Origin of the sequence: Streptomyces milbemycinicus, assembly GCF_002154605.1 — a bacterium.
GTDB classification, from domain to species: Bacteria; Actinomycetota; Actinomycetes; order Streptomycetales; family Streptomycetaceae; genus Streptomyces; species Streptomyces milbemycinicus.
On record NZ_MUNE01000103.1, the window covers coordinates 1 to 22,722 of the forward strand.

General features: G+C 66.7%; 15 protein-coding genes and 1 tRNA gene. 11 read left to right on the forward strand and 5 right to left on the reverse strand.

Annotation, left to right across the window (positions count from 1 at the left end; genetic code table 11):
- Window positions 1-347 precede the first annotated feature (347 nt).
- Both CCN51_RS09325 and CCN51_RS54840 read left to right on the forward strand, forming a co-directional pair.
- On the forward strand, window positions 348-1,730 hold the full coding sequence (locus CCN51_RS09325; RefSeq protein WP_043486768.1) for a CBS domain-containing anti-phage protein: 1,383 nt from the start codon (window positions 348-350) through the stop codon (window positions 1,728-1,730).
- Window positions 1,731-1,941: 211 nt separating this feature from the next.
- Window positions 1,942-2,020: transfer RNA gene (locus CCN51_RS54840), tRNA-Ser, on the forward strand.
- Between the two features lie 189 nt (window positions 2,021-2,209).
- Here CCN51_RS54840 and CCN51_RS54260 read toward each other — a convergent pair.
- Both CCN51_RS54260 and CCN51_RS09330 read right to left on the reverse strand, forming a co-directional pair.
- Window positions 2,210-2,842 carry a hypothetical protein gene (locus tag CCN51_RS54260; RefSeq protein ID WP_143675757.1) on the reverse strand — a complete coding sequence of 211 codons (633 nt, stop codon included), beginning with the start codon at window positions 2,840-2,842 and terminating at the stop codon, window positions 2,210-2,212.
- Between the two features lie 202 nt (window positions 2,843-3,044).
- The gene (locus CCN51_RS09330; protein WP_014176396.1) at window positions 3,045-4,739 is read right to left on the reverse strand and encodes a TIGR04141 family sporadically distributed protein; all 1,695 of its coding nucleotides are present in this window, start codon (window positions 4,737-4,739) and stop codon (window positions 3,045-3,047) included.
- Between the two features lie 194 nt (window positions 4,740-4,933).
- Here CCN51_RS09330 and CCN51_RS09335 point away from each other — a divergent pair, with 194 nt between their 5' ends.
- The 6 genes from CCN51_RS09335 to CCN51_RS09360 all read left to right on the forward strand — a co-directional run bounded on the left by CCN51_RS09335 (window position 4,934) and on the right by CCN51_RS09360 (window position 15,516).
- Window positions 4,934-7,054: an N-6 DNA methylase gene (locus CCN51_RS09335; RefSeq protein ID WP_014176397.1), complete on the forward strand. Its 2,121-nt coding sequence runs from the start codon at window positions 4,934-4,936 to the stop codon at window positions 7,052-7,054.
- 78 nt (window positions 7,055-7,132) lie between these two features.
- On the forward strand, window positions 7,133-9,229 hold the full coding sequence (locus tag CCN51_RS09340; protein ID WP_014176398.1) for a type I restriction-modification system subunit M: 2,097 nt from the start codon (window positions 7,133-7,135) through the stop codon (window positions 9,227-9,229).
- Window positions 9,226-10,449: a restriction endonuclease subunit S gene (locus tag CCN51_RS09345; protein WP_014176399.1), complete on the forward strand. Its 1,224-nt coding sequence runs from the start codon at window positions 9,226-9,228 to the stop codon at window positions 10,447-10,449. The genes CCN51_RS09340 and CCN51_RS09345 overlap by 4 nt, the downstream gene beginning before the upstream one ends.
- A gap of 7 nt (window positions 10,450-10,456) precedes the next feature.
- Entirely contained in the window at window positions 10,457-11,698 is a 1,242-nt protein-coding gene (locus CCN51_RS09350; RefSeq protein ID WP_106436366.1) for an AAA family ATPase, read from the forward strand.
- Window positions 11,695-12,309, forward strand: coding sequence for a DUF4276 family protein (locus tag CCN51_RS09355; protein ID WP_014176401.1), 615 nt, complete (start codon window positions 11,695-11,697; stop codon window positions 12,307-12,309). Before CCN51_RS09350 ends, CCN51_RS09355 begins: the two co-directional genes overlap by 4 nt.
- Window positions 12,310-12,315: 6 nt before the next feature.
- The gene (locus tag CCN51_RS09360) at window positions 12,316-15,516 is read left to right on the forward strand and encodes a type I restriction endonuclease subunit R (RefSeq protein WP_014176402.1); all 3,201 of its coding nucleotides are present in this window, start codon (window positions 12,316-12,318) and stop codon (window positions 15,514-15,516) included.
- Window positions 15,517-15,564: 48 nt separating this feature from the next.
- Here CCN51_RS09360 and CCN51_RS09365 read toward each other — a convergent pair whose 3' ends face one another.
- Entirely contained in the window at window positions 15,565-15,978 is a 414-nt protein-coding gene (locus tag CCN51_RS09365; RefSeq protein WP_014176403.1) for an ATP-binding protein, read from the reverse strand.
- Window positions 15,979-16,243: 265 nt separating this feature from the next.
- Here CCN51_RS09365 and CCN51_RS09370 point away from each other — a divergent pair, with 265 nt between their 5' ends.
- The 3 genes from CCN51_RS09370 to CCN51_RS09380 all read left to right on the forward strand — a co-directional run bounded on the left by CCN51_RS09370 (window position 16,244) and on the right by CCN51_RS09380 (window position 18,982).
- Window positions 16,244-17,089: a helix-turn-helix domain-containing protein gene (locus CCN51_RS09370; protein WP_043486770.1), complete on the forward strand. Its 846-nt coding sequence runs from the start codon at window positions 16,244-16,246 to the stop codon at window positions 17,087-17,089.
- A gap of 9 nt (window positions 17,090-17,098) precedes the next feature.
- Window positions 17,099-17,290: a hypothetical protein gene (locus tag CCN51_RS09375; RefSeq protein ID WP_014176405.1), complete on the forward strand. Its 192-nt coding sequence runs from the start codon at window positions 17,099-17,101 to the stop codon at window positions 17,288-17,290.
- Window positions 17,291-17,365: 75 nt separating this feature from the next.
- Window positions 17,366-18,982: a serine/threonine-protein kinase gene (locus tag CCN51_RS09380; RefSeq protein ID WP_014176406.1), complete on the forward strand. Its 1,617-nt coding sequence runs from the start codon at window positions 17,366-17,368 to the stop codon at window positions 18,980-18,982.
- Window positions 18,983-19,009: 27 nt separating this feature from the next.
- Here CCN51_RS09380 and CCN51_RS09385 read toward each other — a convergent pair whose 3' ends face one another.
- Window positions 19,010-21,115, reverse strand: coding sequence for an AIPR family protein (locus CCN51_RS09385; protein WP_014176407.1), 2,106 nt, complete (start codon window positions 21,113-21,115; stop codon window positions 19,010-19,012).
- A gap of 26 nt (window positions 21,116-21,141) precedes the next feature.
- Window positions 21,142-22,506, reverse strand: coding sequence for a hypothetical protein (locus CCN51_RS09390; protein WP_143675758.1), 1,365 nt, complete (start codon window positions 22,504-22,506; stop codon window positions 21,142-21,144).
- Window positions 22,507-22,722 lie beyond the last annotated feature (216 nt).

Consider the following 22,722-nt stretch of genomic DNA (forward strand, 5'->3'; position numbering starts at 1 on the left):
CCGTAGCTCAGGGGATAGAGCAACGGCCTCCGGAGCCGTGTGCGCAGGTTCGAATCCTGCCGGGGGCACTCACGCGAGTGCCTGATGGACCCCGTCACCAGCGGAAGCGCTGAGACCGGGGTCCTTTTGCATGCGCAGCACTGCGCCGCACGATGCAGTCCCATGCCAGGGATCGCGTTGCCATGGCCAGCACTTGGACTGCACTGCTCGGTCCCCGGCTGTCGTCGTTCATCAGGGACTCTTGTAGGCACATGCTCCGAACTCATCAGCAGCACATGCGCGATGATGTGTCACGGACAGTACGCAGGGATACACCTAGAGGTCCAGGTTAAGGCGAGGTGGGGCAGATGGGGCGGGAGTCGTATCTCCTGGAAGGACGCCGAGTGACAGTCGGCGACCTGCTGGAAGCGGGCTACCTCAACGCAGGGGCCAAGCTGACCTTTGAACGCCCCCGCAGGGGCGAGAAGCACCACGCGGAGTTGGCGGCGAACGGGAAGGTGCAACTGTCCGACGGCCAGCTCTTTCGATCTCCATCACGAGCTGCCATCGCAGCCGTTGGGGGAGGATCATTCGATGGCTGGCACGCCTGGACGCTCGATGACGGCAGAACACTGGATCAACTGCGCCAGCAGTTACTCGACGAAGCCGCCCAGCAAGCCTCGGAGACACCGAGTGAAGCCGAGGCTGGGAACGAGCTGTTCACTCCAGCCGAGCGGCATGAACAGCTCAAGCGCGCCCGCGAGCTGGTCGATACGGGAAAGCCACCGACCCTTACCGTTCGCGAGTTCATCGGATGGTGGGGCGCACTGCGGCGCGGCTACCTGATCACCAAGCAGATCGAAGCGGAGCTTGCCAATCACAGCCTCACCACCCTTCCGAACTTCGAGAAGGTCCACTTCGACTCGACCGTGCAACTGGTCACGACAGCCCAAAAGGAGGAGGACGGCACCGACGAGGACACACCGCCGAGCCCCCTGACTGTCGACAAGTCTGCTCTCGACGATGAAGACGAGCCGGAGACAGGACTGACAGTGGGCAACCTCCCGTCTGCGCTCTCCGAAGTCATCAGCGTCCCACCCGACGCAACATACGAGCAGGCCATCACGCTGATGGTCATAAACGACTACTCTCAAATTCCTGTTATCAGCGGCAGGAATCTCCGAGGCGCAGTCACGTGGAAGTCAATCGCTCGCGCTCGGCACGCCAAGCCTGACGCAACGTTCTCCGACGCGATCATCCCCGCCCGTGAAATCTCCTACGACCACGATCTCATCGACATCCTGCCGGCCCTGGCGGAATTTGAATTCGTACTGGTCAAGGATCAGACGCAGAAGATCGCAGGAATCGTCACAGCCAGCGACGTAGCAGCGGCATACGGCTCGCTCGCAAGCCCGTTCTTCCTGATCGGCGAGCTAGACCAACGTCTTCGCCGGGTCATCATGCGAAACTTCGAGCTGTCCGAAGTGCAAAACCACTGCGACCCCCAAGGCCAGCGGGGCGTCAGTTCATTCGATGACCTGTCGATTGGCGATTACCAGCGCGTTCTGGAAAACCCCACACTATGGGATCAACTCGGCTGGCCGCTCGACCGCAAGGTGTTTGGCAAACGCCTGGACGAGATTCGCATCATCAGGAATGACCTGATGCACTTCAATCCAGATCCTCTCCCGGATGACGCTATCCAGAAGATTCGCAATATGATCAACCTGTTGCGCGAGTACGGGGCGTAACAGGGCGGCAGCCTGCGGTGGCACTGGGCGTCTGCGTTCAGTCCTGCGCGACCTGTCGCTCTGGGCCGCCTCGCCGGCCAAGACCGACAGGTAGTCGTCATCCCTGGAAACTCGGACCATCAACACAAAGGACGGTGACGTCGTCGACGGAAGCAGGTTTCTCGCGTCGCGGCCCATTCGTGGACACGCGCGACCTTGCGGAGTGCTAGCCGCCCCCTGACCTGCGGAGACGCGCGAGATACACGGAGCCTCCGGAGCCGTGTACGCAGGTTCGAATCCTGCCGGGGGCACTTCACCTGAAGCGTCAGAAGACCCCGCCATCAGCCAAGACGCTGGATGCGGGGTCTTGGCGTATCCGCAGCCGGATGCCGCCGAAGTAGCCCGATGACAATGATCACACAAATATCCACGTGATGATCTCGAGGGCCCATGCGCAGGTCAGACGCGGTTTGAGAGCGGTCTCTGCGCTGCCTCCTTCTTCAGCTGCCGTCGGCAAGGTCGCCCCAGATCGCCGAAGAACTGGATGGCAGCCAGACGGCAGGTGAGTCTCGATCGAGGGCTGGAGGCTCTTCGCGGACAGGTAGAGGTTTGCCATCAATGACGGACCCGAGAGACACCTGCACATAGCGCAGGTAATTGCGCACATCTCGAACGAGCTGTTCAGGATGCTGGCCTCCTGCCCCACGCCACCCCGCGTCGTAGACGAGGCGTACCAACGCTCGGTACCGCTCACGCATCCCGGCGTCCGTGATCGAGAAGAGTTCGGTGAACATCCCACAGCGGACGGACTCCATCGCCTCAGTGCACCGCGCCCGCGCATGCTCACTCAGCCTGGGATTCTCAAGGGATACGTCAGGCAGTGAGGGCAACCAGGCATAGAGGTCGGCCAAGTGTTCAAGAAGCTGCTTGGCTGCGACCGCCGAGTTCTCCCGCTCCCTCCCAGCGCGCGCCAGTTGAACACTGGCAGCATGTTGCTCAGCCGCTAGTTGAGTCTGTGCGTTGATCGTCTTGGCAGTCTGCCAGCGGGCAACGAATACGGTGATCGCTCCACCGACGACAGTCCCCAGTAAGGCGCTGAGCGCTTGACTTATGAGATCAGTCCAGTCCGGCACACATGACATGATCCGCAGGCCGGCCTAAGCCCAGCAACGGGCTTTTCCGGCCCATCTGGAAAGTTCAGGGATCGCCGCCTCAACACGACGGAAGCCCCGGTCACTCCGGGGCTCGCGTCAGCCGATGGTTGTCACGGCCATTTCATCACTCGGTGTCGCCTGCCTCCGATTCGTCCTCTTTAGATGTGTGTTGAGGCCCCCGCTACGCGGCCAGGTGGCGGATTCCCGCCCGGCTCGGAGGCGCCGCCGTGGCCTGGATCCCGATGACCTCGACTTCGACACGCCAGGCCTCAAGGATCTTGGCCGTCTGCACGAGGGTGACCTGGGAGAACGGGAACAGCGTGTCGGCGGTGAGGGCGGCGCCGTCCTTCAGCAGGATCGCAAAGACGACCCTCGACGGCCGGAAACCCTCCGGCAGAGGCCGACCGGGCCGGGCCGCAGCCACCTTCCGGGCGAAGCCGTCCCCGGCCTCCGGCGAGTGCAGCAGGGTCTGTACGGCGACGACAGCCTGGCCGAACAGATGGCTCAGCGCGTCGGAGCCCTTGGCCCGCTTCACCATGACCAGGACGTCGTCCGGGCTCAGCAGGTCGCAGATCTCCACGCCGTTGCCCCGGTGCAGCGCGGTCCGGACGTTGTCACGGTCGAAGCAGACGTACCCGGGCCGCAGGTCGGGCACCGACTCGTTATAGTCCCGCTCCTTGTCCCCGAGCACCCAGGCCGGAAGGTCGACCGAGGGCGTGTCGGTGATGAGCCGCTCCACCTGCGAACGGATCGCCTCCAGGTACGCCTCACCGATCTCGTGCCACTGCCCGTCCAGCAGGAAGAACCGGCGGGCGCCGAGCGTCACCTGTGCCTCTATCCACCGCAGCACGCTCGACGCCCAGATGACGTCACCCTTCTCCGCCCGGGTGTGCGCGTAGAGGGTGACAGTGCCATCCCGGAGCGCGGTGAAGCGCGTTCCCGCCCTCTGCACGCGGGCCCGGTTCAGGACATACTCCAGGCTGAAGTCGTCGGTGAGGCGCGCCTCCGGGCTGTGCACCTTGGTGGCAAACGCCTGGGCGGCGCCGTAGTCGTCCCAGTGATCGGACGGGACGGCGACTGCGATACGTCCGTCCGGTACCTCGCCCAGCATGTCGTCGAGCCGCTCCTCCAGCCGCGTGACGAGGTCGGCGCCCTTGACCGGGACGATGTGCTCGACGAACTCCAGTTCCGGAGCCGGGGCCTGGTCCCGAAGGACACGGGCGATGGCCCGGATGTCCGCGACCAGGTCCACGGCGTCGATGCCGAGGCGCATCCGCAGCCCGGTACCACCCTCGACGCTGGAGATCTTCGTACGGTCGTCCTGAGCGATCGTGAGCTCGATCCCGTCCAGCCGGCCGCCCAGCCGCCGCACGATCTGCGCGTGCTCCTGGACACCCAGGCTCCAGACCGGAGCGCCGCCGGGCACCAGGGTGATGTCGGTCCGGCCGCCGCCCGGCGTATGGGAGACCAGGTCCCGGATCTGGGCGGGGTCCACCCTGCGGATCACGAAACCCAGTCCGAACCGCCGATCCTTGACCCGGTCGGGCACCAGGCGGAAGCCCTGGTCGTAGCCGATGGCGTACACCTCGCCGTCGACCGCGAGCATCAGCAGCCCGGCCGACCGGTTCACCGGCCGCGACACCTCGCACCCGGTCGTGCGGTTGATCTCGCCGCACCAGCTCGCCACCGGCTGCGCGAAGCTGCCCGTGACCAGCAGCGCCGGAACGCCCAACCACTCCCCCGGGAAGTCCAGTTCCGCACCGACGGCGTCAAGTCGGGTGGGGTCGAGGACGCCGAACATCGCGTCGACCGTGGGAGCGACACCCGTGAGCCGGTACAGGGTGCGCTTGGACGTCCCGGAAGTGCTGGTGGCCATGGTGCCGCTCCATTCGAATCGACGTGTTGTGGGCAGGGGGAAGCCCGGGAGACCCGGGGAAGCCGGGAAGCCGAGTGAAAGCACAACCAGTAGAGCGTCAACTGAAAGCACTGTCAAATGCTTCACAGCGGTTGAGTGTCGGTATAGAGTGAAGCCGTCCAGCACGCCCGCCCCACGTCACCCGGCAGGAGCCCATGAACCAGCAGGCCAGTGCCCACGTGACCGCCGCCGACATCTCGCGGCTGGCCGGAGTCACCCGCGCCACAGTGAGCAACTGGCGTCGTCGGCATCCGGATTTCCCCGCCCCTGCGGGAGGCACGGACACCAGCCCCACCTACGACCTCGACGCCGTACGCGCCTGGCTCTCCGCCCGTGGCCAACTCCCTGAGGACACACCAGCGGACCGGCTTCGCACCGCGCTGCGCACCCACCCCGGCGACGGCGTACTGGCCCTGCACCTGCTCCCTGTGGTGCTCGCGGCTGCCCGGCTGGACCGGAGAGAGCGCGAAGCCCTTCCCGAATTGCGTGACGACGCACTGCTGCGATGGGTCCGGTCAGCTGCGGACGTCGGAGCCCAGGACATCCCGGGAACCGAGGACGCCGCGTACGCACCCGAGGCGGCCGAGCCGCTGAGGGCCTTGTTGCGGTGCGTCGTCACGGATGGCGCCGAGGCCGCGACGGATGTCCTGGCCGAACGCCTGCTGGAGGACACGGGGGGCACCGGCACCTACCTCACACCGCGCCCCTTGGCCGCCCTCATGGCCCGGCTCCTGACCGAGAGCGCGGGTGCCTTCCCCGCAAGCGTTCTCGACCCCGCATGCGGCACCGGATCGCTGCTTGCCGCAGCGGCATCCGCGGGCGCGAGCGAACTGCACGGCCAGGACGTGCTGGTCGCCCAGGCCGCCCAGGCCGCCGTGCGGCTCCGGCTGAACGCCCCCGAGGCGGCGATCTCCGTACATACGGGGGACAGTCTGCGCTCCGACGCCTTCAAGGGCCTCACCGCGGACGCCGTCCTGTGCAATCCCCCGTACGGAGTCCGTGACTGGGGGCACGACGATCTGGCGTACGACCAACGCTGGGCCTACGGCGTGCCGCCCAAGGGCGAGCCCGAACTCGCCTGGGTCCAGCACTGCCTGGCCCACCTCACCCCCCGCGGCCGTGCCGTACTGCTCATGCCCCCCGCCGTGGCGGAGCGCACCGCCGGCCGGCGCATCCGGGCTCAGCTCGTACGCGACGGAGCCCTCCGCGCGGTCGTCTCGCTTCCCCAAGGCGCGGCCACCCCGCTCCACATCGGCCTGCACCTGTGGGTGCTCGAACGGCCCGATCCGCAGGCTGAAGCCCCGGGGACGGTCCTGCTCGTCGATGCCGCCGCCGAGAATCGAGATCTCGACTGGGTCGCCGTCAACGACACCGTGCTCTCGGCGTGGCGGGCATACCTCGCCGATCAGGGCGACTTCACGGGAGCCCCAGGTACCGCCGCCGCCATGCCGGTCACCGACCTCCTGGACGAGGCCGTGGACCTGACCCCGGCCCGCCGCATCCGGACGGCTTCCAGGCAAGCCCTCCGCCCCGCCCTGCTGGCCCGGCAGGCATCGGAGCTGTACGACCAACTCCGTCAAGGGGCAACAGACCTGGTCGACCTCAGCACCGACGGCGACTGGCCGCCGGCCGACGACCGGCCCCGCGACTGGCGCACCGCAACGGTTGCGGACCTTCTGCGCGGCGGCGCTCTCAGTCTGCTCCACACGGCGCCCCCGGGCCGCCGGACCCGTAGCGGCCAACCGCAGCCTCAGCCCGAAGCAGAACCTGGCCCACGACCGGCGCTCACGGCTGCCGACGTCTTCGAGAACCGGCCCGCCTCCGGAACGGAAGCGGACCTTCCCACCGGCGTCACCCTCCCCTTGGTCGAGGGAAGTGACGTGCTTCTCACAGAGATCCTCCGCGTGGGACGCACGGCCATGGCCCGGGTCGTCGAGCCGGGCGAGGCAGGCTGCTTCCTCGGACCCCACCTGCTGCTGTTCCGCCCGGACCGGCGTCGGCTCGACCCGTGGTTCCTCGCCGGGTTCCTCGCAGCGGAGCAGAACGTCAACGCCGCAGCCACCGGCACATCCCTCGTCCGGGTGGACCCGCGACGCCTGCGCGTTCCCTTGCTCCCGCTCGCCGAACAGCAGCGCTACGGCGCCGCCTTCCGCCGCCTGCATGAACTGCGTACCGCCGCCCGACGTGCCGAGCAGGCTGCCGAGGACGTCACACGTCTCCTCGGCACCGGCCTCACCGACGGCGCGCTGTTGCCGGATGGTCACGGCTCGGCGTGAAACGTGCGGCCCGGCACCGCGTACGGCCAGACTTGACGTCTTCGTCCCGCTGGGACGGCGAACACTGGAAGGACTCCGTTGAACAGCAGTAAGCACACGGAACTGGCGAACCACGCATGGTCGGTCGCGGATCTCCTGCGTGGCGACTACAAGCAGTCCGACTACGGCAAGGTGATCCTGCCGTTCACCGTGCTGCGGCGCCTGGAGTGTGTCCTCGCACCGACCAAGGACAAGGTCCTGGAGGTCGCCGCCCGCTACCAGGGCCAGGACATCAACCCCGACCGCTTCCTGCGCATAGCGTCCGGCCACAGCTTCTACAACACCAGCACCTACACGCTGAAGGCCATCGCGGGCGACGCCTCACACGTAGCGAAGTACCTCAACGAGTACTACGGCGCCTTCTCCCCCAACGCCCGGGAGGTCCTGGAGCGGTACGACTTCGCCCAGCAGATCAAGCGGCTGGAGACGGCGAACCTGCTGTACCAGGTGGTGGGACGGTTCGCTGACCTCGACCTGCGGCCGGTGAAGAGGGACGCGGACGGCAAAGTCGTGCTCGGCGAGGACGGCAAGCCGGTCGAGATCGTCTCCAACCACCAGATGGGCTACATCTTCGAGGAGCTGATCCGGCGCTTCGCCGAGCAGTCCAACGAGACGGCCGGTGAGCACTTCACGCCCCGGGAAGTCATCCGGCTGATGGTCAACCTGCTCGTCGCACCGGACAGCGACGCGCTGGCCCTGCCGGGCACCGTCCGCACGGTCATGGACCCGGCCTGCGGGACCGGCGGCATGCTCAGCGCGGCCGAGGAGCGCATCACTGCTCTCAACCCGGATGCCACGGTCAAGGTCTTCGGCCAGGAACTCAACCCCGAGTCGTGGGCCATCTGCCGGTCGGACATGATGATCAAGGGCCAGGACCCGGAGAACATCAAGTTCGGCAACTCGTTCAGCCAGGACGGCTTCAGCCGTGACGACTCCAGGAGGGACAAGAACACGCCCACCACTTTCGACTATCTGCTGGCCAACCCACCGTTCGGCGTGGAGTGGAAGAAGGTCAAGGACGCGGTCGAGGACGAGCACGAACGCCTCGGCGAGAGCGGGCGGTTCGGGGCCGGCCTGCCGCGTATCAATGACGGCTCGCTGCTCTTCCTCCAGCACATGATCTCGAAGATGAAGCCGGTGGACGCGTCGGGGGCGGGCGGCAGCCGGATCGCGATCGTCTTCAACGGCTCCCCGCTGTTCACGGGGGCGGCGGAGTCGGGTGAGTCCAGGATCCGGCAGTGGATCCTGGAGCACGACTGGCTGGAGGGCATCGTCGCCCTGCCCGACCAGCTCTTCTACAACACCGGCATCTCCACGTACTTCTGGGTGCTCAGCAACCGCAAGGCCAGGGACAGGCGCGGCAAGGTCGTCCTGCTGGACGCGCGCGACTACTGGCAGAAGATGCGAAAGTCCCTCGGCGACAAGCGCAAGGAACTGAGCGATCAACACATCTCCGAGATCACGCGGCTGTACACGGATGCGCTGGCCGTCGTTGACGCGGCGGAGAGGGGCAGCGGCCACGACCTGGCCGACCGGGCCGGGAAGATCAAAGTCTTCCGCAACGAGGACTTCGGATATCGCCGGATCACCGTCGAACGGCCGCTGAAGCTGCGGTTTGAGGTGACGGAGGAGACGCTGTCTGCGATCACGGCGTCGAAGCCGATCGCACGGGCGACGGATGCTGAGGCGTTCGTGGCGGCGCTGCGCCCGCTAGTCGGGAAGTCCTGGACGACGAAGTCCGACGCGTGGATCGACCTCAAGGACGCGGTCGTCGCGGCCGGTTTGCTGTGGCCGACGGGTGCGCCGTTCAGCAAGGCGCTGCGGGAGGCGGTCGGCGTCCGAGACCCGGAAGGTGAGGAGCAGAAGGCCAAGGGCCAGCCGGAACCGGACCCGGAGCTGCGGGACTACGAGAACGTACCGCTGGGGGAGGACGTGGAGGAGTACTTGCGGCGGGAGGTTCTGCCGCACGTCCCGGACGCGTGGATCGACCACACGAAAACGAAGGTGGGGTACGAGATCCCGGTCACGCGGCACTTCTACGTGTACAAGCCGCCGCGGCCGTTGGCGGAGATCGACGCGGACTTGAAGGCTCTGGAAAGTGAGATCCAGGCACTGCTGGGGGAGGTGACCAAGTGAGCTGGGCCACTATTCCTCTGAAATTTCTCGCCACCAGCGCGCAGACCGGCCCATTCGGATCCCAACTTCACTCCGACCAATACATTACGGACGGCATCCCCGTCATTAATCCGTCCAATATAAAAGATGGGAAGTTGGTACCGGATAGGAACTCCACAGTGAGTGTGGAAACGGCCGCAAGGTTGGCCGTACACCGCCTACTCTCTGGTGACATTATTTTCGCGCGACGCGGGGAACTGGGCCGGTCCGCGATCGTCACGAAGTCAGCTGAAGGCTGGCTATGCGGCACAGGCTCCATCAGGGTGCGCATAAACCAAAACCGGCTCGATTACCGATTCGCCGGCTATGCCTTGCAGAATTTGCAGACCTACAGCTACTTCCAGAAGCAATCCGTGGGCAGCACGATGGAAAACCTGAACACCGAGATCGTTCTGGGGTTGCCCGTAGCGTTGCCCACCCTGGCAAATCAGCGCCGCATTGCCGACTTCCTCGACAGCGAGACCGAAAAAATCGACGCCTTCACTCATAAGACACGTCGACTCCTGCATCTCCTCGACGAGAAAATTGCAAGCAGGATTCTCGGTCATGTCGGCGCCAGCCAGCTAAACGACATCCACTCAGGCTCTCCTGTGCGAGAGATCAATAAACTGCTGACTAAAGTTGTCCGACCGCCGATTGCCGACGGTGAAGTGATCACTGCTTATAGGGATGGCCAGGTGACAGCTCGATCTTTGAGACGGGCGGAGGGGTACACGGTCTCGGCGACAACCGAAGCGCAGGGGCAACGCGTCGACCGGGGAGATATAGTAATTCACGGCCTCGATGGTTTTGCAGGAGCAATCGGCACGTCTGAGGCAGCTGGCAACTGCAGCCCGGTATACCACGTGTGCATCCCTCGGAACGGTGGAGACTCACTCTTCTATGGAAGGCTGCTACGCATTCTCGCATTGTCCGAATACCTGGGGCCATTCGCCACTAGTACACGAGAGAGAGCGGTCGATTTTCGCAACTGGAATCTATTCGGACGGATCCCAATCCCCGATGTTTCCTTCAAGGAACAACAGGAGATCGGCGAGTGGATCAAATCCGCCCGCCCGCTCCGGATTGCGGTAGATAGATCAAATGCGCTCGCGATAGAGCGCCGCCAAGCTCTGATCACCGCCGCCGTCACCGGCCAGATCGACGTGTCCACCGCCAGCGGGCGAGGGATCGAGGAATGATCGCCCCATGAGTCCCGCCGCGCCTCACCGCCCGATGCCGTTCATCACCCGTGTCCAAGTCGACAACTACAAATCCATCGCTCATTGCGACGTGACTCTCGGCCGGTTCACCGTCCTGCTCGGGCTGAACGCCGCAGGCAAGTCGAACTTCCTCGATGCCCTGCGCTTCGTGCGTGACGCCCTGGTGAACGGCCCAGCCGAGGCCGTGGCAGCGCGCGGCGGATGGGAAGAGGTGCTGCGCCGGGTCCCTGAGCCGGCGACCTCCTGCACGATCGGTCTGGAATTCCACCTGCCGGACATCACCCCTGACGCCAAGCCCTGGGTGGGGCGGTACGAGATCACCCTCGCGCAGCAGACCGTCCCCGAGACGGGGCGAGATGCGGGGCCTGGTGTCCGTATCCAGCGGGAGTTGTGCGAAATGCGTCGCCTGGGCGTCGGGGGCCGGGCGAATGCCGAGCACTTCATGATGCGCGACCGCACCGGGAGGGGGCGTCGCCAGAAGCGACTGCAACTTTCACACCTGAGTGAGGGCGAGCCGTTCGCTGACCTTTTCGCGGCTCTCACGGAGATGTTCTTCTACAGCCCTGACCTGGCCAATCTCCGCAAAGCCAGCCCGAACACTCCGACCGCCGGAGCCCTGGGCGAGGACGGCGGCGACCTCGGCCCGGCTCTGGCCGCGCTCGAGGAGCAGGAACGTGAGCGTGTCTCGCAGTACCTGGGGGTGATCGTGCCCGGTGTCGTGGAGGTCGGTCCCACGGACCCCTCCGCCGACTACATCGCGGCGCGGATCAACTTCGCCACCGACGGCGAGACGGAACCCCACGTTTTCCGGGCCGAGTCCATGTCGGAAGGGACCATCCGCGCGATCGGTCTGCTGACCGCGCTCTTCCAGCCCGATGCCCGTGAAGGTTGGATTCCGCTCATCGCCGTCGAGGAGCCGGAGCTGGCGCTGCACCCGCTCGCGGCCGGGGCCCTCTACGACGCGCTAACGGAAGCCAGCGAGTACGTACAGGTCCTTGCCACCACGCAGAGCGCGGAGCTGTTCGACCGCAAGGAGGCCGACCTGTCGGCGATCCGCGTGGTCGCCGCCGAGCACGGGGTGACGGTGATCGGTGAGGTGGACCCGGTGAGCCGGTCGATCGTGGCCGACGGGCTGGCGACCACGGCCGAACTGCTGCGGTCCGACCAACTGCGCCCGGTCGTCGAAGCCCCTGCCGAGCCGGACGAGCAACCGGAGGGTGAGGAGTGAACCACCCGAGGGTCACGATCGCCTCCGTCGTGGAGGGCGAGGGCGAGATCAGCGCACTGCCCGTCCTCCTACGGAGGCTGATGTACGAGGTGCAGATCTGGGACGCGGACATCCAGCCGCCCTTTCTGGTCGACCGGGGCCGACTCGTCCGGCCGGGCGGTCTGGAAGCCGCCGTGGAGGCCCAGGCTCGACGCGTACCCGCCGACCACCCGGGCGGCATCCTGGTGGTGATCGACGCCGACGACGACTGCCCGGCCAGCCTCGGCCCTTCGCTCCTGGCCCGGGCCGAGGCCGCCCGCCCGGACCGCCGGACGGCCGTCGTGCTGGCGAACCGGGAGTTCGAGGCGTGGTTCCTCGCGTCAGCACCTTCGCTCGGCGGCCGGGCAGGGCTCGCCGAGCGCCTGGAGGTCCCGGCCAACAGCGAGACGTTACGCGACTGCAAGGGCTGGCTGACCCACCACCGGCGCGACGGAGTGCGGTACCGCCCGCGCGTGGACCAGGCAGCACTGACTGACGTCATCAACCTCGACCTGGACCGCGCCAACTCATCCTCGTTCGACAAGTTCTGCCGCGATATCACCTATCTGGTCACCGGAAAGCGGGGGGAATAGCCGCTCATGCCCGTCCACGACGAAGCAGCCTTCGGGAACGCCATAGTCGCCGCCTTGCTGGAGCACGGTTGGAGTGAAGGAAGCCGGTCGCACTACCAACCCCACCTCGGCCTGGACACCGCGCAGCTCTTCGAGTTCATCGGCAAGACCCAAGCCGACGAATGGGCCGAACTGATCGCCCTCTACGGCGGGGATCCCAACACCGCCCAGGCCGGGTTCGCCAAGCGCGTAGACCAGGCAATCGCGAACGACGACGTGCTGGACGTGCTCCGCAAGGGCGTGAAGGACCACGGCGTGCTGATCAGGCTCGCCTACTTCAAGCCGTCGCTCGTCGCCTCGGACGCGGTCCTGAACGACTACCGGGAGAACCGGCTGACCTTCGTCAAGGAGCTGGAGTACGCCGCCAAGCAGGCGGACAAGGGCAAGCGCCTCGACCTCACCCTCTTCCTCAACGGGATCCCGCTGGCGACCGCCGAGTTGAAGAACGCCCTCACGCGGCAGGGGGTGGAGGCCGCTAAGGACCAGTACCGCACGGACCGCGACTCCACCGAGCTGATCTTCACACGGCGCGTGATCGCGAACTTCGCCATCGACACGGACCTGGTATTCGTCGCGCCGGAGTTGCGGGGCAAGCCGACACGGTTCCTGCCGTTCAACACCGGGTCGGAGGGCCCGGGGAAGCCCGGCGGTGCGGGGAATCCGGCGCCCACCGTCCCCGGGACGTACGCGACCTCGTATCTCTGGGAGCAGATCTGGGAGCGGGACACCTGGCTTGACCTGATCGAGCGATTCGTACACCTCAGCAAGGAGAAGGGCCCGGACGGGCGGACGCGCAAGAAGCTGATCTTCCCGCGCTACCACCAGTGGGACATCGTCAAGAAGCTCGCCGGCCACGCGGCCTGCCACGGCGCCGGTCACAACTACCTGGGCATGGCCTCCGCCGGCTCCGGCAAGTCGAACACCATCGGCTGGCTGGCACACCGCCTGTCGTCGCTGCACACGCCCACCGACCCCGCCGAGATCGACCCCGATGCACTGGCCGCCGGGCTCAAACCGGGCGCGCCCGTCTTCGACAAGGTCGTGATCATCACCGACCGCCGCAATCTCGACGCCCAGCTCCGCGAGACCGTCGGCAGTTTCGAGAAGACCGCCGGTCTGGTCGTGAAGATCGACGAGAAGCACGGCGCGAAGTCTGACCAACTCGCCAAGGCGCTGTCCCGCGAGACCGGGAAAATCATCACGGTCACGCTGCACACCTTCCCGGCCCTCATCGACTACCTGCGCCGCAACCCCACCGAGATCCAGGGCCACAACTTCGCGATCATCGTGGACGAGGCGCACTCCTCGCAGTCCGGCGACGCTGCCACGGCCGTCCGCGCGGCGCTGCGTGACCTGGGCCTGGACTCGGACTCCGACGAGGCCGGAGCGACTGAGTTGGAAGCAGAAGCTGCCACCGATGCCAAGCTCCGCCGGAAGGCCATCCAGCGCAGCAAGGCCTCCAACCTCTCCTACTTCGCGTTCACGGCCACGCCCAAGGCCAAGACGCTCGAACTCTTCGGCACCCTGGAGAGCGTCAACGGCAAGCCGACGTACGTCCCCTTCCACACCTACTCGATGCGCCAGGCCATCGAGGAAGGCTTCATCCTCGATCCCCTGCGCACCTACGTCACGTACAACACGTACTGGAAGCTGGTGAACAAGAACCCGGACGAGCGCGAGGTGGACCCGTCCAAGGCGAATCCGCTGCTCGCTCGGTACGCGCTCACGCACGACTCCACCGTGACGCAGCAGGCACAGGTGATCGTCGAGCACTTCCGCACGCACACCGCCGGCCGGCTCGGCGGGCGTGCCAAGGCCATGGTGGTGACGGCCTCCCGGCACAGCGCCGTGCAGATGGCCCGTGCGATCAGGAAGTACATCGACGACCGCGCGTACGCCGACCCCGGCGTCCTTGTCGCGTTCTCCGGCAGCCTGACGTACGACGGCAAGGAGACGACCGAGCCGAAGGAGAACGGCGGCCTGGCCGAGTCCGCGCTGCCGAAGGCGTTCGCGTACACGCGCAAGGACGACAAGGCCGTGCGCACCGGCGGGAAGGCGACACAGCGCGAGTACCGCATCCTGGTCGTCGCCGAGAAGTACCAGACCGGCTTCGACCAGCCGCTCCTCACCACGATGTACGTGAACAAGAAGCTCGCGGGCATCAGCGCCGTCCAGACCCTCTCCCGCCTGAACCGCACCGCCGACCGCAAGTCGCAGACGGACCTGGCCGTACTGGACTTCGTCAACGACACCGAGGACATCAAGGCATCCTTCGTCCCGTACTTCGAGGAGGCGAACACCCTCCCCTCCGATCCCAACCTCCTCTACACGGCACAGAGCCGGGTCATGCAGCCCGACATCCTCGTCGAGGACGAGATGCGGGAGTTCGCCAGCGCCTATCTGGCGGCCGAGGAGAAGGCGGCGGGCTCGGTGGCCCGATGGGAGAAGCTGCACGCGGAGCTGTACCGGCATCTCGGCCCCGCCGTCGAACGGTTCACTGAGCTGCTGGATCGCAAGGACGAGGCGGGCGACCCCGACGAGGAAGGCGCCGAGGCCGCCGAGCAGTTCCGCGCGGACCTCAACGACTACGTCCGGAAGTACGGCTTCCTCTCGCAGATCGTGCCCTACCGCGACGCCGACCTCGAATGCCTCTACCTCTACGGCCGCCACCTGCTTAACCGTCTGCCGCGGCGCGGGGACGGCGGCGTGGATATAGGGGACGTCGACCTCAGCCACCTGCGCATCCAGAAGACCGGCGAGTACGACCTCGCGCTGACCTCGGAGGGAGCGGCGGAGCTGCGCGGTTTCGGCGAGGGTGCGGGCGGCGCCAAGGAGCAGGAGAAGTCGCTGCTGTCGGAGCTGATCGAGAAGTTCAACGACAAGTTCGGCACCGACTTCACGGAACAGGACGTGCTCACGCCGTTCGACGAGGCAAAGGCGGACCCGAAGGTCCGCGCTGCCGCCGTCAACGACGAGGAGAACTTCGGGCTCGTCTTCGACGAGGTCTTCGAGGACAAGATGGCCGAGCACATCGACACCATCGCCGACATGGGACGCCAGTACTTCAGCCACGACGACAGCTTCAAGCAGTCGCTCAACCAGAGCGCGCGCCGGGCGGCTTGGCGGATGATCCGCCGGGAGGAGAACATCGACGACGAGGCGGCCTGACACGCACGCCGGGCCTTCTGGCTCCTCCCTGCGGACGGCCCCGCCCCGTCAACCGAACTGGCGGAAAGGGAGGCCCGCGATCACGGACGTTCCGCGCGTGGGGCGGGGCCGGACAGTCCAGGCGGTGGCCAGGCTGTCGACGAGGATCAGACCCCGACCGCTCTCGGAGTCCGTTTCCGGGCGGACCAATTCGGGCTTGCCGGTACCCGGGTCGGAGACGGCGAGCCAGTAGTGTCCGTCGGCGGGCCACAGGACGAGTTCGATGAAGTCCTCGTCCTCCCGGCAGGCGCCGTGGCGGATGGCGTTGGTGACCAGCTCGGAGGTCAGCAGGCCGAGGTCGTCGCCGAGGCGGGAGTGAAGGCCGTACGGCAGCGACTCGGCGACGGCCTGCCGGGCCCGCCGTACGGAGGTGGGGTGAGCGGGGAAGCGCCAGTGGGCAGGTACGAGAGGGATCTCGGGCATGGCGAACTCCACGGCTGTGTGAAGGGTTTGGGGTTGCCGGTGGCCTGCCGCCCTGGTCGCGAACACACCCGCCCCAAGGCAGGCAGGCATGCTCGCGCGGTGCGCTTCCGGCATTGCGGTGTGTAACTTGCGCGTGACCCAACGCTAGCGGCTCCCCGTGGCGCAGCGCCACAACTTCAATGGCAATTTGCCACGATCGAGTTGGACCAAGCATGCGAAGCCCGGCAGACTGGCGGGGCCGCCGGGCAGAGAGGACAGCGTGTCGATGCGAAGTGCACCCACAGAACGCCAACAGCGACTTGGCGCTGAACTGCGCAAACTCCGCCTCGCAACAGGTGCAAGCACGCAGTACGCTGCTGGCCTGCTGGGCCTGGACCGCGCGAAGATCTCTAACATGGAAGCAGGCACTCGGATCACGAACCCGGAGCGAGTGCGGACGCTGGCCAGCAACTACGACTGCTCTGATGATAGTTACATCGACGCCTTGGCAGTCATGGCCAATGAAGCGGAACCCGGCTGGTGGGAGCAGTACCGCGGTACCTTGCCGTCTGGATTGCTCGACATCGCCGAGCTTGAGTGGCACGCCAAACGCCTGCTCACCGGGCAGATCGTCCATCTGCCTGGCCTCTTGCACACCGAGGAGTACGCCCGCGCGGTGTTCGACTCCGGATTGCCGCGCATGTCCCGTTTGGAGGTCGAGTTGCGCGTGAAGCATCGCATGGATCGACAGCAGGTGCTGGATGAGCCGATCTCACTTCCGTACATCGGATACATTCACGAGGCGGCCCTCCGTATGCAGTTCGGTGGACGCAAAGTCACCCAGACCCAACTCGACCACCTACAGGTCATGTCCGAGCGCGACAACATCACTCTGCGGATCATCCCCGTCAGCTGCGACGGCTTCCCTGGAGCGGGGCACGCCCTCCTGTATGCCGAAGGCCCCGTTCCGCAGCTCGACACAGTCCAGTTGGATTCCACGCACGGCCCCGAGTTCCTCCATGCCGACGCCCAACTCGCCAAATTCCGCGCCCACCTCGACTGGATGGATGCACACTCTCTGAGCCCCGAAGAATCCCGGGAACTCATCCACGCTGTCGCCCGCGAACTCTAAGGAGCCCTCATGCCTGTCATCACGTGGGAAACCCCCTACTGCGCCGAAGGCAACAACTGCTTCCGCCTCGGCACCGATGCCGACGGCAACGGCTACATAGCCGTCAACGGCCAAGAGGACCACTACCTCACCGACTCCCTCGAAGCCCTGCGCACCCTCATCACCGACATCAAGGCCGGCAAGGCCGATCACCTGCTGTAGGACGCGCCTCGGCGCCAGTCGGTACCGTGTACTGCGATCGACTGACAAGGCATCAGGACGACGGGGGCGCAACACGTGGCGCAGGCGAGGAGAATCGGCGAGCAGGGCCGCTATGAGCTGATCGAGGAGATCGAGTCCGGCGGCATGGGCACGGTCTGGCGCGGCTACGACGCCGTTCTCGACCGGGAGATCGCGGTCAAGCTCATCCGGCCCGATGTCGTCGCGTCACCCGCGCAGGCGAAGGAGTTCACCCGCCGCTTCGAGCGCGAGGCGCGCGTCACCGCACGCATCGGCCACCACGGGGTGCCGCAGGTGTTCGACGCGGTACTGGACGAGGCGTCGTACGACCGGCTGTACCTGGTGATGGAGTACGTGCGCGGGGTCTCCCTGCGCAGGGTGCTCACGGGCGCGGAGGACGGCGCGGCGGTGGGGCTCCCGGTGAGCTGGGCCGCGTCGATCGCCGCGCAGATCTGCACGGTCCTGTCGTACGCCCACGCAATCCCGGTAGTGCACCGCGACCTGAAGCCGGACAACGTCCTGATCGCCGCGGACGGCACGGTCAAGGTGCTGGATTTCGGCATCGCCAAGCTGCTGCGCACGGACGTCACCCGGCTCACGGCCACCGGCAACCGGATCGGTACCAGCCGCTACATGCCACCCGAGCAGATCGACGGCGCGCAGATCACACCGCTGAGCGACCTCTACGCACTCGGCTGCGTGCTGTACGAACTCCTCGCCGGTGAGCCGGTCTTCAGCGGCGACAACGACTACCAGCTCATGCACCAGCACATGAACGTGCCGCCGACGCCGTTGCGCGCCCCGCGGCCCGAGGTGCCGGAGGACCTGGAGGCGCTGACCCTCGATCTGCTGGCCAAGGCGCCCGAGCAGCGTCCGGCCGACGCATACGCGGTGTACGAGCGGCTGTCGCCGCACCTGCCGCAGCCGGGTTCAGCGGCCGACTGCGTGACCCTCACCGACAGCGGCTCCCCTGCCGCGGTTCCCGACCCGACGGTGGTCTACCGGCAGCCGAACGCACCCCTGCGGCGGACCACGACGCCTGCGCCCTCCCCCGAGCCGACGGTTCCGGGGCCGGTTCCAGCGCGCGTCGACACCGCGCTACGGGACGCTATCCGGGACGCCTACGCCCGGTCCGCAGACCTCGCCGAGAGGGGGCGGTTCGTCCAGGCCGCGGATGTCCTCAAGGCGGCGATCGCCACGGCGGCCACCGCCCTCGGCCAGCACAACCCCCGGGTGCTCGGCCTGCGTGGGCAGCGCGCGGCGGTCCTCATGGCCGGCGAGGACTTCCGGCGCGCCTTGCCGGAGTTCGACGCGCTGGCCGCCGTCTACGCCCGTACGGAGGGACCGTCCAGCGACAGCGCGCTGGAGTGCCGCCGGCACGCAGCCCACTGCCGGGCCAACCTCGGCCAGGCCACCGCCGCCCTGCGGGAGTTCCAGGAAGTCCTGGAGGTCGTGTCCGACACGGACGGAGACGCTTCCGAGACCGCTCTCGACCTGCGTCGCAGCATCGGCGTCCTCCTCTTCTCCGAAGGCCGCCGCACCGAGGCCGAGGGTGTCCTCGACGCCCTCCACGAGGACATGTGCGTACTCCTCGGCGAGGACCACGAGGAGACCCGCGAAATCGCCGACCTCCTCGCCCGGCTGCACCGCCCGGAGGGGTCAGGCCCCTACTGACGTCCTGCCGGTGCGGTGCACACGCCGTCAGACCTCGTCCTCGGCCTCTTCACTATGGATGCGCTGAGCCAGATCCCACAGGCTCAGGCCATCCGGCTGGAACCAGCGAGCCGTTCCCTGATTGGCCACGGGTCGCTCGTCCCAGTCGGCGTCCCCCCACATCTTCGACACCAACCCGGACGGCGAGTACTGCTGCTCGTCGTACGCCCACAGGATCGGTTTGGTCCGGTGATTGACCCAGGTCGCCTGGCCTCGCCTATGGTCTTCGACAAGCCACTCTTCCATGGCGTCACGCTCGGGCTCGTTCAGAGCTTTGTACCAGAGAGGGGCTCCGTCCTTGATGACACGGCGGTCGACCAGGAGCGGCACAGTGTTCGGGCGACGCGGCTTGCGCTCCTTCGCGGGAGGTGCGGGAACGGCGACGCCGTCGGCCAGGTCGCCGAGGACATGTTTCGCCAGCTCTCGGCATGTCTCCGCGGTCTGGAAGGCGGTCCTGATCTGGGGACGCGGCCCGGGACGAGTAACGATCAGGTGCGTCAGCCGGCGCACCAGGTCCGGTGCGAGGGCGGGGATCTTCTCCAGGACCTCGCTGTCCCAGTCGAAGTCGGGGTCATCGATGCTCGTGGCACCGAGATGCTGGAAGAGCAGGTGGGTGACGAGAAAGCCACCGTGCTCCGCGGTCGCCGCCTCGCGGCTGTTCTGACCACTGCCCAGTTCGTAGACCGCGCTCCGTGCTGCGCGCAGCGTGAGCACGGAACGCCACACCTTCTGGGGAGAGGGCTCGCGTTTGAACAGCAGGGTGTGGCTGCCCTTGGGACCCTGCTCCCAGAGGTTCTCCGTGGAACTGGCGGCCCGGGCGGCCTGTTCTGCATCCGGGTGCAGGCAGGCAAGGGCGAGGGCGAGTTCGTCCAGTGAACAGCCGGTCTCGGGCGCGGCGACCGGCTCGCCCCGCTTGATCACGTACTGCTTGCGCAGTTCGGCGCGCAGGTTGGCCTTGATCGCCTGGTGCACGGGTTCCAGCGCGATGTGGTCGCGCTGCTCGATGGCGTTCTGCCGGTTCGCCGCCTGCGAGACCTGGACGCCGAAATCCCGGTCCTCATGCGTGTTGATGACCTTGATGCTCAGGGTGGCGTGGGCCGCGGCCTCACCGTCATCGTGCATGGCCCTGGCGACAGCCCGTACCGTCTGAGCGCCGTTCACGATGCTCGCCCCGGTCACGGCGAGAGTGGTCGGCCTGCTCCTCGGTGCCTTGGCGCTCTCGTGCCTGGCCGTGAGCGAATCGCAGATCATGGTGATGCCGTTGTTCAGATGCCAGAACTTGGTGGGATCGGAAGTGAGGGTCTGGCCGATCTCCGCATTGGTGACAGTGGTCCCGAGCGGGGCTCGGAGATTCTGCTCGAACAGGCTGGTACCGTGCGTCTCGTACCACTCGGCGACGCTCTCGGCGGAGACTGTGCCCTGATAGGCCTCGAGCGGTCCCTTCTGCTGATACCAGTCGTCAAGGCGTACGTCGAGGCAGATCGGCTCTGGCCGGAGATCCGCGTGGATCTGGTCATGGAAGTCTGCGGCGTACAGCACCTCGACGCTCAAGCGGGCGCCGTGTTTGTTGAACTCGTCGAGAGCGTTGTCGAGAACCTCGCGTGCGGGCGGAGAGGGCTCCACGGTGCCCATCAGCGCGATGACCAGGGTGGCTCTCTCGTTGACGATGAACGGCCTGGCCTCCAGGGCGAGGGCGCCGGCACGCTGGTTGAACTGGTCGTACAGCTCGTTCTCGATCCGGTTCAGGCCGTCCACCATCGCCTTGGCGGCGTCCACGTCGAAGGTCGCCGTGCCCTTGTCGCTCCACTTCGCCTGGACGAGCAGAGCCTGCCCACTCTCCGGCAAGGGGGCGATGGCGTCCAATCCCTGGTCCGCGATGCCGTCCGTGACGAACCGGGCCGCCTCGGCCACACTGCATTTGGCCACGCGTCGTACCGCGAGAGCTGCCAGGGCGCGGGAGAGGAAGCGCTGTTCGTAGTTGCCCCCTCGGAAGTGGGCGATGTCACTGTCCTCTATCACCCCGTCGAATGTCTCATGCAGTTGCTCGCGGACCTGCGTTACCTGGCGAGGCGTGTCCGCCCCCGAGGTGGCCATGAATGGTTGCCTTCCCACTGGTGGTGTTATGCGACGCCCTGAGCCCGCATTCCGATCCCTGAGCCGTTGCCACGCGGCCGACTGCTGAAGTCGACCACCACCAACGCGACACCGACCGTTTCGACAGTGGCCTCCACCCAGTCCAAGGCCGCCTCGAAGGGCACGTCGCGCGCACCGAACCAGCCGTCGCGCACCAAGCGGGCGAAGTCGGTCGGCACCAGGTGGCGGGTGAGCATGTCGGTGGAAAGAGCTGGGAGACCGCGCACCGCGGCGGCCGAGACCGCTGCCGCGATCTGGCCGTAGGGGTAGATCGCGCCGGCGCTCGTCCGGTGCAGAGCAGCGGTGAAGGGCACCTGCTCGTGAATGCGGAGAAAGAGAGGGTCGTCAAGCAAGCCGTAATCGTCGGCGCTGCGTCGGGCGGGTCTCGGCAGGCGGTGAACACGGCCGTGGAAATCGTCCAGACTGTGCCGGGCGTCGGACGACAAGAGCCCGTTCGGGGCAGGACTCAGGTAGCGCAGTATGACGAGCATCCGGGTGGCGACGTGGTAGTAGTAGGCGTCGAGGGAGCCCTCCCCGCCGTCGACCACCCGCCGATCGGTTATCGACGTGGCCTCGAAGTCATAGCTTTGGCGGCCTTTGCCGCTCGCGAACGCCTGGACGACGGTCTCACCAACACCGCCGAACCTCTCCGCTGCCCGCCCGCGGATGTCGTCGAGCATCGGCTGAACCGCAGTCCCGGTGAGCCCGCTGATAAAGGCTGCCCGGGCGGCTGTCCTGTCCCAGCCGCGTACCGGCGCGAAGTCGTTCGGGGTCAACCCGGCCACCTTCGCGAAGAGCAACAGAGCGTCACGCTCATCACGCCATCGGCGCTCCCCCTCGCTCCAGCCTTCGGCGTCGTCGAGCAGAGGCACCAGGCTCTGGACTTCGGCCTCGACATCAGGGGACATCCGCCGGAGATTGGCGAACACGGCGTCTGCGCCGACCGTGACAGGACCGCTTTCCGGTAACGACCTGGCGAGTGCACCGTCCCGCTCACCGCCGGCGCACCAGAGCCCCGAGACAGGCACCAGGCCTCGAATCCTTCGTGTACGGGTGACGACGACCTTCCGGTCCCGGTCGGTCTCGCGAGCAGGACGCACGATGCCCAGCCCCCAGATCCGCTCCGGTTGCTCCCGGCCACCTTCGCCACCCTGCTGGTCGGCAGGAGCAAGCAGGATCGCGAGGTGTGACTTGACCTCGGGCCAGTCACGGCAGGGTTGGGAGTAGGATCTTTCCTTGGTGTGGTCGCCATCGAGCAGACGAAGAAAGCCATGGTCAGGGCGCAGAATCGCCAGCCGTGGCGATCGCGCCGAAGACGGGAAATCTATCCGCCTTGGTTGTGCGAATGCCATCCACTCCCCCAAATCGCCTGCCGCCACACCGAGCCAGGCTCAGGGGGATGGTAGCGCGCCAGCTCCAACCTCTGGCTCACGCGTCCCCAGCTCTCGCCGCTTCGGCCCGACATCTGCGGCCAGAGCTGAGTACCAGTGCCGCGGCGTCTCGCTGATCGCGTGCTCAACCCAACGGTTGACGACCTCCCCGTCCCCAAGTCCCACGTCCCGCCCGGG